Consider the following 13774-nt stretch of genomic DNA (forward strand, 5'->3'; position numbering starts at 1 on the left):
AATGTGGAGCTCATACGCGGCGCTAAGTAGACGCCAGAAGCAGTAGGAGGTTTCGGTGGATCGCACACAGGTCGTCATCGTGGGATCGGGATTCGGCGCACTCGCGGCGGCGAAGAAGCTCGGCAAGGCAGGCACGCCGTTCGTGCTGATCTCCGAGACCACCGAGCATCTGTTCCAGCCCCTTCTGTACCAGGTCGCCACCGGTGTCATCTCGCCCGGCGAGATCGCTCCGTCCATCCGCGCGATCCTCGCCAAGTACCCGAGCGGCGACGTCCGGCTCGGCCGCGTCGTCGACGTCGACCCGGACAAGAAAGAGGTCGTCTACGAGGCCGGCAGCATCCGCCACACCATCGGATACGACAGCCTCATCGCCGCGACGGGCGCCCGGCAGGCCTACTTCGGTCGCGACGAGTTCGCCGAGGTCACGTACGCGCTCAAGACCGTCGCCGACGCCGACCGGCTGCGCAGGCAGATCGTCCGCTGCTTCGAGGAGGCGCACACCACCTCCGACCCGGAGCGTCGCCGCGACCTGCTGCACTTCATCGTCATCGGTGCGGGCCCGACCGGTGTCGAACTGGCAGGTCAGATCAAGGAACTGGCGGGCCGTTACTTCGAGAAGTCGCTTCGCGACATCACGTCCGAAGATGTCACCGTCACGCTCGTCGAGGGTGCGAACGAGACGCTGCCCGTCTTCGGCGGCAAGCTCAGCAAGTACACGCAGGACTCGCTGGAGAAGGCGGGTGTCGAGGTGGTTCTCGGCACGATGGTCACCGACATCGACGAACACGGCGCCACGCTGTCGTCGCCGAGCACCGGCTTCGAGAAGCGGCTCACGGCCGACACGATCATCTGGTCGGCGGGCATCCAGGCCAACGACTTCGCGGCTGTGCTCGCGGACCGGACCGGCTGCGAGACCGGGCGCGGTGGCCGTCTGCTCGTCGACGACGACCTCACGGTGGGCCGCTACGACGACGTCTACGCGATCGGCGACATGGCGTCGCTGAACAATCTGCCCGCGCAGTCGCCGTTCGCGATGCAGGGTGGACGGCACGTCGCGGCCATCATCACCGGGAAACGCGCCCTCGGCACGCCGTTCACGTACCGCGACAAGGGCAGCATGGCGATCATCAACCGGTTCCGCGCGATCACCCGCGTCGGCAAGGTCGAGCTGACCGGTGTGCTCGCCTGGTTCCTGTGGCTCGCCGTGCACCTCGTCTACCTGGTCGGATTCCGCAACCGGTACGTCGCGGTGATGTCGTGGTGCGGTTCGTTCCTCGGACACCGCCGCCCGCACTTCCACTACGCCCAGGAGATCGAAACGATCGAGTTGAGCGACCAGCGAGAGGACGCCGCGGCCTAACGTGGTTCCATGACCGTCACCAGCGCTGGAGTACTCCTGTATCGCACAGACGATGCGGGAGTGCTCCAGTTGTGGATCGTGCACATGGGCGGCCCGTTCTGGGCGCGCAAGGACGAGGCCGCGTGGTCGATCCCCAAGGGCGAATACGTCGCCGGCGAGGATCCGTTCGCGGCCGCGCTGCGCGAGTACGAGGAAGAGATCGGGGCACCGCCGCCCGCGGTCGAGTACGAGTTGCTCGGCGAATTCCGGCAGCCCTCACGCAAGGTGATCACCGTCTACGCGGCGGAGGTGAGCGAAGACGTCGCCTTCGTCGAGAGCAACACGTTCGACCTGGAATGGCCGCCGCGGTCGGGGAAGATTCAGCAGTTCCCCGAGGTCGACGACGCCCGCTGGTTCCCGTCGGATGTCGCCGAGACGAAGCTGGTCAAGGGTCAGCGTCCGATCGTCCAGGCATTGCTGCGGCTCCGCCGCCCGTGAGTACTTGTTAACCGCCCGACGTTAATAAGTGCTCACAGGCGGCGAAGCCGCACGCCAGACGGCGGCGGGGGTCATCGGGAGCCGCCGAAGGCGGGCGCCGGTGGCGTCCGCGATGGCGTTGGCCAGGGCCGGGGCGACCGGGTTGTACGGGGACTCGCTCATCGACTTGGCGCCGTGCGGGCCCAGCTCGTCGTAGGTGTCCGCGAAGTAGACCTCGGTGTCCGGCACGTCCACGAGCTGCGGGATGTGATAGTTCCGCAGCTGCGGGTTGAGCACGGTCCCGGCGCCGTCGAGCAGGATCTCCTCGTACAGCGCGCTGCCGATGGCCTGCGCCACGCCGCCCTCGACCTGCCCGCGGCACTGCTGCGGGTTGAGGACCGTGCCGGCGTCCGCCGCCTGGATGGACTGCAGGATCCGGACCTCCCCGGTGACGGTGTCGACCGCGACCCGGAAGGCGTGCACGTTGAACACCACCGACCGCGGGGTGCCGTCGTGGTGGCCCTCGGCCCGGAGTGGTCCCTCGGGCACCAGCTTGTCGAGTTCGACGGTCCGCCCCGCAACCACGACCGCGTCGGGTGTGAGCGCGCAGTCGCTGTCCTCGGCGGCGCCGGCGACGCGGCGGGCGACCTCGAACAGCTGCTCCCGCAGCCGGGTTCCCGCGAGATGTACCGCCTTCCCGGCGACGACCGTGCCTGCCGAACCGAACGCTCCGGTGTCGTGCCCGGCGACGTCGGTGTCGGATTGGATCACGGTGATCCGGTCGGCGGTGGTGCCGAGCGCGGACGCGGCGAGCTGCGCGTGCACGGTGGTGGTGCCGTTCCCGAACTCGGCTGTGCCCACCCGCAGTTCGTACCGGCTGCCCTCGACGAGGGTGCAGGACACGTCCGCGAAGTGCCCCCGCGGCGGGATGGTCGCGATCATGGACGCCGCCATGCCCTCGCCGACCCGCCACTGCGGCCCGTCCGGCGGAAGCGCGTCGTTGCCGCGGCGCAGTGCGGCCTCCGCCAGGTCGAGGCATTGGTCGAGCCCGTAACTGCCGTACGTGAGGTCGCCGGTTTCGACTTCGAAATCGACGAAGTCGTCACCCGGGACGACCACGTTGCGACGACGCAACTCGAATGGATCGATTCCCAGCTCCGCGGCCAGCTGGTCGAGCGCGGACTCCACCGCGAAGATGATCTGCCCCAGTCCGTAGCCGCGGAACGCCCCGGACGGCAGGTTGTTGGTGTAGACGGCCTGGGCGTCCACCCGCTTGTTCGGCGACCGGTACAGCGCAACGGATTCGCTGCAACCGTGGAACATCACCCCCACCGAATGATTGCCGTACGCACCGGCATCCGACAGCACGTCGACGGCGAGTGCCGTCAGCTTGCCGTCGCCGTCGGCACCGACCTTCACCGACACCCGCATGGGATGGCGGCACGGGGCGATCGTGAACTGGTCGGACCGGGTGAACTCGTACTGTACCGGTCGGCCGGTGCGCAGCACGGCGAGGGCGACGAGGTCCTCCACCAGCATCTCCTGCTTCGCGCCGAAACCGCCCCCGACGCGGGCCGTGAACACCCGGACCTGCGCGCGGTCGAGCGAGAACAGGTGAGCGAGTTCGTCTCGGACGAGGAAGGGCACCTGGGTGCTGCTGCGGAGGGTGAGCCGGCCGTCGGCGTCGAGCCAGCCGATGGCCGAGTGGGTTTCGAGATGCGTGTGCTGCACGCGCTGGGTCTGCCACGTGCCCTCCACCACCGCGCCCGTGTCCCGCGCCGCCGCGAGCCCGGCGGCGAGGTCGCCGGTCTCGCCGTGGACCTCGGCCACCAGATTCCGGGCCGGGTCCGCGATCCGGGACTCGGCGCCCTTGTCGCCGTGCAGCAGGGGTGCACCCGGGCGGCGCGCCAGGTCGGGGTCGAAGACCGGCTCGAGGACCTCGTACTCCACCTCGATCAACTGCAGTGCGCGCCGGGCGATGTCGACCGAGTCCGCGACGACGGCGGCGACGCGCTGCCCGCGGAACCGGAGGATCGTGTCGAACACGTAGGTGTCGTCGGGGTCGTCGGTGCGGAACTCGTGACGCGCGGTGGAGAAGGCCACGCCCGGACTGTCGCGGTGGGTGAGCACCGCGTGGACGCCGGGCAGTCGCTCCGCGGCAGACGTGTCGAGGCGGGTGATGCGGGCGTGCGGGTGCGGGCTGCCGAGGATCTGGATGTGCGCCAGACCGTCGACGGCCAGGTCGAGCGTGTACGGTTCGGCGCCGCACACCACCCGGGTGGCCGCGGGTGCGGGAATCGATCGTCCGAACGACGCACCGGCACTGTCCGATTCGGTGGTGCACACGCCGCCGACAGCGTCGCGGACGGAGCGATAACCGGTGCAGCGGCACAGATTTCCCTTCAGCGCGCGCGGCAGGTCGGCGCGTTGCGCGGCGTCGAGCGCGGACGCGGTCACCACCATCCCTGGTGTGCAGAACCCGCACTGGAATCCCGCCGCGTCGACGAACTGCTGTTGCACGGGATGGAGTTGGCCGGGACCGCCGAGACCGGCGGCGGTGGTGACCTCGCGGTTCTCCGCGCGATGCGCCGGCACCACGCAGGAGTGCACCGCGGCGCCGTCGAGCAGCACGGAACAGGCGCCGCAATCCCCGGCGTCGCAGCCCTTCTTGACCGCGAACCGCTGCTGTTCCCGCAGGAAGGTGCGCAGGCACTGACCGGGCCGTGCGTCGGCGTCCACCGGCTGACCGTCGACCGTCAACTTCATTCCAGCTCCCTCCGGATCTCCTCGGCGAGGACGCCCGTGACGTGGCGACGCCAGTCCGCGGCGCCGTGCGCATCCGTCAGGTAGTCGTCGGGGGAGATCCGTTCGGCCAGAAGGGAACTCAACTCGTCGACGCCGGGCACGACGGGGAGGCGCAGGACGAACGGGCGGACGGTCGACGCGGTGACGGTCAGCGTGAATCCCTCCGCGCCGGCGCGCCCGGCGAGCAGGGCGCCGGACCGTCCGAGCGGCGAGTACGCGATCTTCCGCAGCGACGTGCGGCCTCGCAAAGCGGCGGCGGGGAGGTGGATGCTGCGGATCAGTTCACTGGGCTCCAGCGTCGTGCGGCCGGCCTCGGTGACGAACCGGTCCACCGGAACCCGGCGTTCGCCGCCGTCGGGCGTCCAGATCAGGAGTTCGGCGTCCAGCGCGCAGCACAGCGTGATCATCGCACCGGCCGGCAGCGCCAGCGCGAGGTTGCCGCCGACGGTCGCGGTGTGCCAGATCTTCCACGACGCGACCAGCGACTCGGCGCACGGCCGGAACAGGTTCTTCGCCGACCACTCGGCGGGAAGCGGTGCATTGCAGAGGTTCTCGATGGTGCACGTCGCGGCGAGTTCGAGTCCGTCGTCGTGGACGGTGATCGCAGGCCAGTCGAGGGTGGCCAGGTCGACCAGCCGGGTGACCGTTGGTTGCGGCTCCGAATACAGCCAGGTGCCGCCCGCCAGGTACGCCGTTCCGGGTTCCGGCGCGGGCAGGTCGTCCCGGCTGCGCGGCGCCGAGATCTCCGTCACGAACGACAGATCCATGGTCTCACCCCGCCTTGCGCACCAGGGCCCGGTGGGCCTGCTCGACCTCCGCGGCGACGTCGTCCTCGTTCACGGTGATCACTCTTCCACGCTCGACGACGGCGCGCCCGTTCACCAGAAGCAACTCCAGCGGCGCGGTGGCCCCGAGGGCGAGCGCCGCCACCGGGTCGGTGATGCCGGAATGCGCGAGGGTGTCGATCCGCCACAGCGCGAGATCGGCCAGTTTGCCGGGTTCGAGGGAGCCGAGTTCGTCGTCCCGGCCGAGCACCCGGGCCCCGCCGATCGTGGCGAGTTCCAGCGCGGTGCGCACCGTCATCTCGCGCGGGCCGCCGCGGGCCCGGGCGAACAGCACGGCGTGGCGGGCCTCCTCGAGCATGTTGCACGCCTCGTTGCTGGCGGCGCCGTCGACACCGAGCCCCAGCGGGACCCCGGCCGCGTGGAGGTCCCGGGCCCGGGCGATCCCGGCGCCGAGGCGGGCGTTGGACGTGGGGCAGTGTGCGACACCCGTGCCGGTGCCGGTCAGGGTCGTGATCGCGACGTCGTCGAGGTGGACGGCGTGGGCGTACCAGACGTCGGGGCCCACCCAGCCGAGTCGCTCCAGGTACTGCACCGGGGTGCAGCCGAAGCGGTCGAGGCAGAAGTCCTGCTCGTCAACGGTTTCCGCGAGATGGGTGTGCAGTCGCACCCCGGCGGACCGGGCGAGGGCCGCGGCCTCGGTCAGCAGGTCGGCGGTGACGGAGAACGGGGAGCAGGGCGCCACGGCGACCCGCAGCATCGAGTCGGGCGAAGGGTCGTGCCAGCGGTCGACGACGTCCTGGGTGCCCGTGAGGATGTCGTCGAGACGCTCCACCACGGAGTCTGGTGGCAACCCGCCCCGGCTGCGGCCGAGGTCCATCGACCCCCGGCTGGGGTGGAACCGCAGACCGACGGTCCGCGCGGCCTCGATCTCGGCGCCGAACACGTCGCCGCCGTTGCGGGGCACGACGTAATGGTGGTCGGTGGTGGTCGTGCACCCGTGTTTCGCCAGCCAGGCGAGACCGCCGGTGGCCGCGGTCCGGACGGCGTCGGCGTCGACGCCCGCCCAGATCGGGTAGAGGGTGGTCAGCCAGTCGAACAGGTTGTCGTCGGCGGCGAGCCCGCGGGTGATCCACTGATACAGGTGGTGGTGGGTGTTCACCAGTCCGGGTGTCAGCAGGCAGCCGCGTCCGTCGACGACCCGTGCCCCCTCGATCTCCGGCGCGGGACCGGCACCGACGTCGACGATGCGGTTGCCCCGGACGACGACGTAGCCGTCGGGATGCTCGGTGCCCGACGTGTCGACCGTGGCGACGTACGCACCGGCGACGACGACCGTGCCGGGGACGTCGGACATCAGCTGAGCCACCCCGCGTACGCGGACCACGCGGGCCCGGCGTCCGGGGCGTCGGAACGCTGCACCGTGGCCTGGATCAGGCCGTACGGGCGGTCGGCGGCGTGGAAGACCTCGTTGTCGTTCTCCACGCCGAAACGCGCGAGGTCGTGGGCGAAGTGGTGCTTGTTCGGCGCGGACAGCCGCACCTCCGCGAGCACGGGGTAGCGCTCCAGGATCGCCTTGCCGATCTCGTACAGCGTCTGCTGCAGGGCGAGCGAATGGACGGTCGCGAACGTCGCGACGATCTGCTCCTTGATGCCGGCGTAGACGCTGTTCCAGTCCACGTCGGTGGTGACGAACCGCCACTGCACGACCAGCGACGTCGCCATCACCCGGTCGTGGGTCTCCTCGAGGATCGTGTACTCGTCCTTCAGGAATCCGAAGAATTCGCTGCCCGTGGACTTGAGGATCACCAGATCCTTCAGCCCGCCGACCACCCACGTGCCGTCGGCGTCGACGGTGATCGCCGCGGTGCGTACCTCCTCGCCCTTGCGCACCCAGGTGTGGTCGTGTTCCGCCCCGTCGACCACCGCGCGCTGCCACGCGTACTCCTCGATCTCGATGCGGGCACCCACGACCGGGGCCACGTCGTCCACGAAGTGCCGTGCCAGCGTGAGCCCGTACTCCTCGATGGAGTCGAGTCCCTTCTCCTTCGCGTAGGAGTACGCCGTCTGCTTCTGGGTGTCGGTGGGCAGCACCGAACTCTGGTCGCCGGCGAGGTGCGCGGCCGAGAAGTCGCCGCGCAGACACGTCGACACGCTCACGTCCCGGATTTCGTGCCGCGGGGTGTCGCGGTAGATCCGCACGATGCGGTTCTCGGCCTTGCCGTACTGGTGCTCGCCCAGGACGATGGCGCCGGTGAGGTCGGTCATTCTTCAGCTCCCGCGGTAGGTGGAATAGGCGAACGGGGACAACAGCAACGGGACGTGATACCCCCGCTGCGGGTCGTCGAGGACGAACGTGACGGTCACCTCCGGGTAGAACGTCTCCCGGCCGCGGGCGGCGAAGTAGTCGCCGGTGGCGAAGACCAGCGAATAGGTGGCTGCGGTCAGACCGTCCGGCGCGATCTCGGCGATGCGGCCGTCCGAATCGGTCGTCGCGCTCGCGAGGACGTCGCCGGCCGAGTTCACCAGTTGCACCTGCACCCCCGTTGCGGGTGCGCCGTCGGTGGCGTCCAGTACGTGGGTGCTCAGGATCTTGGACATCAGGGGACCGTGTCTCCGATCTCGCCGAGAAGGCGTTCCAGGCGCAACCGGTTGATGGCGGCCAGCTCGGTCCGCAGGATCGTGCGTTCCGTCGCGGCGTCGTTGCCGAGACGCGCGTGCAGCACGTCGAGTAGTTCCTGCGCCGACCGACCGGACGCGCACACCAGGTAGACGTGCCCGAATTTCTGCTCGTACTCCTCGTTGCCCGACCGCAGGCGCGCGCGGACGTCGTCGTCGGCGGACGCGACCGCCGACTGTTCGCGCGCCGACGACGGGTTGTCCGCGCGGTCGCCGATCCGCGGATGACCGGCCAGGGCCGCGTCGATCTCGGACTCGGTCAGGTCGGCCAGGACGTCGTCGGCGGCGGTGTGCAGCGCGTCGGCGGACGGGAACGGCCGCCCGGCGGCCACCCGCTGCGCCCACACCGTCGACGCGCAGCACTGCACCAGCAGGTCGGCGGCCCGCGCGTCGCTCAGTGCGTTGAACGCGATCAGGCCGGGCGGTTCGGTCATGACGGCTCCTCGCTCTGCGCCTTTTCGGTACCTCTGGCTACCACTATGGCGCACAGGGCGCAGCCATTCGGGGTCAGCGGCCGAAGCCCTCGAGCAGTCCGGTGTACTTCTTGGGCAGGGGAGCTGCGAACTCGCCGCGCGCGCCGGTCCGCAGACCGAGCGTGACGAGGGACTGCACCATGAGGGTCGCGGCTGCCACGCCGTCGACCACCGGCACGCCGAGTTCCGCCGAGATGACGGCGCACAGGTCCGCCATGCCCGCGCAGCCCAGCACGATCGCGTCCGAACCGTCCCGGTCGAGGGCGACGCGGCAGGCCTCGGTGATCACCTTCACCGCGTCCGGGTCGCGGTCGAGGTCGAGGACCGCGATCTCGCACGCGTGCACCCCGAGGCAGAAGCGTTGCATGCCATACCGTTCGGCGAGTTCCCACGCCCGTCCCCGGGTGCGTCCGAGTGTGGTGACGACGCTGAACCCGCGGCCGAGGAAGCTCGCGGTGTGCATGGCGGCCTCGGCGATGCCGAGCACGGGGCCGGAGGCCAGTTCCCGGGCCGCGTCGAGGCCCGGGTCGCCGAAGCAGGCGATCACGTACCCGTCCACGCCGGCCTCCTCGCCGCGCGCGATCTCCTCGAGAAGCCCGGGGACACTGAGTGCTTCGTCGTAATGACTCTCGATCGAGGCGGGGCCCATCCGCGGGCTCACCGCCTCGACGAGCGTCCCGGGCCCGGCGACGGAGCGGGCGCAGTCGCCGATCTTGTCGGTCATCGCCCGGGTGGTGTTGGGATTGACGATCGTGATGTGCACGTTCCTCGACCTACACCTCGGCCGGGGCCGTGCGGTGCGCACGACGCGCGCCGGTGGACAGCGCGAAATAGCAGAGGAATCCGATGCCCATGCCCAGGAACCACGAGTACTGGGCGGCGCCGGCCATGCCCCACACGTCGAGTCCGAACGGCTGGGCCTTGAGGATCACGGGAACCATCGCGACGAGTGCGCCGACGACGGTGGAGATGATCGCGGCCGGGTTGTAACCCTTCTTGTACCAGTATGTTCCGTCGTGCGACATGGTGAACATGTCGTCGAGGACGATCCGCTGCCTGCGCACCAGGTAGTAGTCCGCGATGAGGATTCCGAACAGCGGCCCGATGAAGGCGCCGAGTGTCTCGAGCGTGTAGTGGATCACCTCCGGGTTGTTGTACAGGTTCCACGGGGTGATCAGGACCGATCCGACGGCGGCGATCATTCCGCCCGTGCGCCAGCTGATGCGCTGCGGGCTGACGTGCGAGAAGTCGAAGGCCGGGGACACGAAGTTGGCGACGATGTTGATGCCGATGGTGGCGACGATGAAGGTGAGCAGGCCGAGGACGACGGCGAACAGGTTGTCCATCTGCGCGACCGTCTCGACCGGATCGGTGATCAGGCGGCCGTACACGGGCAGCGTCGCCGACGCGGTGACGACGGTGAGGATCGAGAAGAACAGGAAGTTCACCGGGAGGCCGAGGAAGTTGCCGCGCTTGACCGCGGCGAACGTCTTTCCGTACCGGGAGAAGTCGCCGAAGTTGAGCATCGGGCCCGAGAAGTACGACACGACAAGGGCGATCGCGCCCAGCACCACGGGAACGGCCGACCAGCCGGTGTAGTTCACCTCGCCGAGGTTCAGGCTGATGTTCGACCAGCCGGCCTCGCTGATCAGATAGATGGCGAGCATCAACATCACGACGTAGACGGCGGGGCCGCAGAAGTCGATGAACTTGCGGATGCTTTCCATGCCGCGCCAGAAGACCAGCGCCTGCAGCACCCACATCGTCATGAAGCCGGCCCAGCCGAGCGCCGACAGTCCGAGGAATCCGTGCTCGTGCACGTCCGCCCAGGGCGCCAGGCCCGGCCAGATCTTCAGACCGAGGATCACGAACGCGTGTGACGCCAGGTAGGTCTGGATTCCGTACCAGGCCACCGCGATGAGTCCGCGGATGACGGCCGGGACGTTCGCCCCCAGGACGCCGAAGGCGCTGCGGCACATGACCGGATAGGGGACACCGGTGACCTGGCTGGGCTTGGCCACCAGGTTCGCGAACACGTTGACGATCGCGATGCCGACCACCAGGGCGACGAGGACCTGCCAGCTGGTCAGCCCGAGCGCGAACAGGCTGCCCGCGGTGACGTACCCGCCGACGCTGTGCACGTCGGACATCCAGAACGCGAAGATGTTGTACGACGACCACGACTGGGTCTTCAGCGGCGCGAGGTCGTCGTTGGTCAGTCGAGGGTGGTAGCCGGGTTTGATCAGCCCGGCGCCGGCCAGGTGTGCACCGGGGACGGTTTCCCCTTCGGAGGAGGAGGGCGCTGTCTGAGTCATCGTTTTGCTCCCTGGTGCAGTCCGGAGACGACTGCTTCGACGTGAGGGTGCCTCGGTGAAAAGCACACCACCGAAGCGCTGGGAGCAAAAGTAGTTTTCGGATATTTCCTGACTGTGACGGCGAAGATATATTCTCGCGGGCGCCCGGTCGGGCCGAGAATATATCTTGCCGCCCGGCCTACCCGGGCGTGTCCCGGAAGATTCCGGTGTCCGTGGGCAGGGCCGCGATCACCGTGTCGAGTTGTTCGTTGTGCCGATCGGTGGCCGCCTTCAGCGCGGCGGCGTCCCGGGCGAGGAACGCCGCGAGCATGTCGCGGTGTCCGAGGTGCAGCCGCAGCCGCTCCGGGGTGTCGACCTGCGACATCGGCTGCACCGGCTCGGTGATGTTCCACGCCGCCTCGAACATGTGCAGCAGCCGCTGCATCCGGCACGGCGACGCCAGGGCGAGGTGGAAGTTGCGGCTCTCCCGGTGGTACGCGGTCAGGTCGTCCTCGAGAACCGAGCGGTCGAGCGCCGCGTACGTCTCCCGGGCCCTCGTGTCGTCGGCCTCGTCGGCCAGGGTGATGGCCACCGAGTGCGCCGCCGACTCGAGGACGCCCCGCACCAGGTAGAGCTCCTCGAGTTCGTCGACGGTCAGCCGGGCGACGGTGTATCCGGCGTTGGCCCGGTGATCGACGAGACCCTCACCGATCAGCGTCTTCAGCGACTCCCGGATCGGGATGCGGCTGACACCGAAGTGCTCGGCCACCTCGTCCACCGGAATCGGGGTGCCCGGCGGGGCGCCGCCGCTGAGGATCACCCGGCGCAGTTCCTCCAGGATCACGGTCTGCGAGCTGCCGGGATCCCGGTTGGCCAGGTTCGCGACCAGCACAGACGGTCTTCGTGGGGGCATCGGGCCGTCCTCAGGCCGGGTGGACGGTGCGCCAGTGGCGGGCGATGTCGATGCGGCGGGCGACCCACACGTCGTCGTGGGACTGCACGTGGTCGAGGAAACGCTCCAGCGCCGCGGTGCGGGCGGGCCTGCCGACGATGCGGCAGTGCAGACCCACGGACAGCATCTTCGGCGCCCCGGCCGTGCCCTCCGCGTACAGGACGTCGAAGGCGTCCCGCAGGTGCGCGAAGAACTGTTCGCCGCTCGGGAAACCGCCGGGCGAGGCGAACCGCATGTCGTTGGTGTCGAGGGTGTACGGCACCACCAGATGGTCGACGAGGCCCTTCCCGGGGGCGTCGACCTTCACCCAGTACGGCAGGTCGTCGGCGTACGAGTCGGAGTCGTACTCGAAGCCGCCGTGCTCGACCACCAGCTTCCGGGTGAGCGGGGAGTCGCGGCCGGTGTACCAGCCCAGCGGCGCCTCACCGGTGAGGTCCCGCAGGATCTCCACGGCCTCCGCCAGGTCCCTGCGTTCGGCGTCCTCGTCGGACAGCTGGTACGACTTCCACCACAGGCCGTGGCAGGCGATCTCGTGGCCGAGTTCGCGAAACGCGCTGACGGCCTCCGGGTTCCGCTGCATGGCCTTGGCCACCGCGAAGATCGTGAGCGGCAGTCCGCGCCGTTCGAACGCCCGCAGCACCCGCCACAACCCGGCGCGGGAACCGTACTCGTAGATCGATTCCATGCTCATGTGCCGGTTCGGGAACGGTTGCGCACCGACCATCTCGGACAGGAACGTCTCCGACGCGTCGTCGCCGTGGAGGACATTGTTCTCGGCGCCCTCCTCGTAGTTGAGGACGAACTGGACAGCGATCTTCGCGCCGCCCGGCCACTGCGGATCGGGCGGGTGCGGCCCGTATCCGACCAGGTCACGGGGATAGCTGTCATCGAAACCGTGAGTCATGCCGTCAACCCTGCCCGACCCGCGTCGGTCAGGGAACCCCACAACCGCAACCGCGCCATGCCGCCGTCCGGGAAGATGTCGAGCCGGGCCTCCGTGACGGGCCGGTCGCTGTCGATGACGAAGCGGTGCCTCGTGTCGGGCTGCAGGCGCGTCCGCGGGAGCAGTTCCGTCCACTCGCCGTCGCCGTCCCGGCCGAGGAGGCTCGCCTCACCGGGGGCATTGCCGAGGAAGTAGGACGTGTCGAGTTCGGCCAGCGACACCGTGCCCTGGGCGGCGAGCCGGATCTCGACCCAGTCGTTGCCGTCGTCGCGGCGGCGGGACGTCTCCCAGCCGTCGCCCATCACCCGGGCGAGACCGGGGAGCAGCATGTTCTGCGGCGACCCGTAGAACATGTTGGAACAGGACGTGACTCGGGCGCCGTTCTCGAGCGCCGCGAGATCGACGGGGCCCGCATCGAGGAAACGGGGGTCGGGACGGCCCTCGCCGTGCACGCGGAGCCGGGCGACACCGCCGTCCGGGTGCATCGTGAGCTTCACGTGCGTCCACCGTGCGCCGGAGTCGACCGCGAACGGATTCTCGGTGTCACCCTGAACGGGGCTGCGCTCGACGATCGTGGTCCAGTCGGCGGCGACCAGTTCGTCGGAGGACGGGTAGCCGTCGACGGACGCGGCCTGCACGGAGATCTCCGGCGGGTAGTTGCCCTTGAACCAGGCGGTGTCGACCACGACGCCGCGCACCACACCGGGAACCCCGAGCCGGACGATCGCCTCGTCCGTGCCCGCCACCCGGCGCCGGCGGGTCTCCCAGCCGTCGTACACCTGACCCTTGTGCCCGAACGTCGCCGGCTGGTACTCGGCGGCCGTCGGGCGGATGAGGTTCTCCCGCTCGGCGAACAGCTCGTCGTTGGCCCACACGACGGCGCCGCCGAGTGTGCGTACGGCCAGGTCCGGCAGACTCCGGAAGCTGGGCGGGGTCAAGGCGTTCGGGGTCACGGGTGCTGGTACCTCCTGATCGGGCGTGGGGCCAGTGTAGGACCTCGGAGGCGGTGGTGCGGGTGGTCCTCGCGGGC

13 protein-coding genes are annotated in these 13774 nt (G+C 69.5%); 2 read left to right on the plus strand and 11 right to left on the minus strand.

The window, feature by feature from the left end; all coding sequences use genetic code 11:
* Window positions 1–55 precede the first annotated feature (55 nt).
* Together ACFU5V_RS00710 and ACFU5V_RS00715 are read left to right on the plus strand one after the other, a co-directional pair.
* Window positions 56–1360: an NAD(P)/FAD-dependent oxidoreductase gene (locus ACFU5V_RS00710; protein ID WP_378431879.1), complete on the plus strand. Its 1305-nt coding sequence runs from the start codon at window positions 56–58 to the stop codon at window positions 1358–1360.
* Between the two features lie 9 nt (window positions 1361–1369).
* A complete protein-coding gene (locus tag ACFU5V_RS00715; RefSeq protein WP_378696031.1) occupies window positions 1370–1837 on the plus strand; it encodes an NUDIX domain-containing protein in 468 nt (155 codons plus the stop codon).
* A 21-nt stretch (window positions 1838–1858) separates the two neighbouring features.
* On the opposite strand, the gene ACFU5V_RS00720 is transcribed toward ACFU5V_RS00715, so the two are convergent.
* The 11 genes from ACFU5V_RS00720 to alc form a co-directional block, all read right to left on the minus strand.
* Window positions 1859–4582, minus strand: coding sequence for a molybdopterin-dependent oxidoreductase (locus ACFU5V_RS00720; RefSeq protein ID WP_378696033.1), 2724 nt, complete (start codon window positions 4580–4582; stop codon window positions 1859–1861).
* Window positions 4579–5388, minus strand: coding sequence for an FAD binding domain-containing protein (locus ACFU5V_RS00725; protein WP_378696035.1), 810 nt, complete (start codon window positions 5386–5388; stop codon window positions 4579–4581). The genes ACFU5V_RS00720 and ACFU5V_RS00725 overlap by 4 nt, the downstream gene beginning before the upstream one ends.
* 4 nt (window positions 5389–5392) lie before the next feature.
* Window positions 5393–6760 carry an 8-oxoguanine deaminase gene (locus ACFU5V_RS00730; RefSeq protein WP_378696037.1) on the minus strand — a complete coding sequence of 456 codons (1368 nt, stop codon included), beginning with the start codon at window positions 6758–6760 and terminating at the stop codon, window positions 5393–5395.
* Complete coding sequence (pucL, locus tag ACFU5V_RS00735) at window positions 6760–7671, minus strand: factor-independent urate hydroxylase (RefSeq protein WP_378696039.1); 912 nt, start codon at window positions 7669–7671, stop codon at window positions 6760–6762. The genes ACFU5V_RS00730 and pucL overlap by 1 nt, the downstream gene beginning before the upstream one ends.
* A gap of 3 nt (window positions 7672–7674) precedes the next feature.
* Window positions 7675–8004 (minus strand): hydroxyisourate hydrolase, encoded by a 330-nt coding sequence (gene uraH / locus ACFU5V_RS00740; RefSeq protein ID WP_378696041.1) that lies wholly within the window; start codon window positions 8002–8004, stop codon window positions 7675–7677.
* A complete protein-coding gene (uraD, locus tag ACFU5V_RS00745; RefSeq protein ID WP_378696043.1) occupies window positions 8004–8516 on the minus strand; it encodes a 2-oxo-4-hydroxy-4-carboxy-5-ureidoimidazoline decarboxylase in 513 nt (170 codons plus the stop codon). The genes uraH and uraD overlap by 1 nt, the downstream gene beginning before the upstream one ends.
* Before the next feature lie 73 nt (window positions 8517–8589).
* Window positions 8590–9318 carry an aspartate/glutamate racemase family protein gene (locus tag ACFU5V_RS00750; protein WP_378696045.1) on the minus strand — a complete coding sequence of 243 codons (729 nt, stop codon included), beginning with the start codon at window positions 9316–9318 and terminating at the stop codon, window positions 8590–8592.
* A gap of 10 nt (window positions 9319–9328) precedes the next feature.
* The gene (locus ACFU5V_RS00755; protein WP_378696047.1) at window positions 9329–10870 is read right to left on the minus strand and encodes an NCS1 family nucleobase:cation symporter-1; all 1542 of its coding nucleotides are present in this window, start codon (window positions 10868–10870) and stop codon (window positions 9329–9331) included.
* Between the two features lie 178 nt (window positions 10871–11048).
* A complete protein-coding gene (locus ACFU5V_RS00760) occupies window positions 11049–11762 on the minus strand; it encodes a GntR family transcriptional regulator (protein ID WP_378434671.1) in 714 nt (237 codons plus the stop codon).
* A gap of 10 nt (window positions 11763–11772) precedes the next feature.
* Entirely contained in the window at window positions 11773–12705 is a 933-nt protein-coding gene (gene puuE, locus ACFU5V_RS00765) for an allantoinase PuuE (RefSeq protein WP_378434669.1), read from the minus strand.
* Window positions 12702–13697, minus strand: coding sequence for an allantoicase (gene alc, locus ACFU5V_RS00770; protein ID WP_378434667.1), 996 nt, complete (start codon window positions 13695–13697; stop codon window positions 12702–12704). Before alc ends, puuE begins: the two co-directional genes overlap by 4 nt.
* Window positions 13698–13774 lie beyond the last annotated feature (77 nt).

It is taken from the genome of Rhodococcus sp. NPDC057529, from assembly GCF_042802055.1.
In the GTDB taxonomy this organism is placed as follows: Bacteria; Actinomycetota; Actinomycetes; order Mycobacteriales; family Mycobacteriaceae; genus Rhodococcus_F.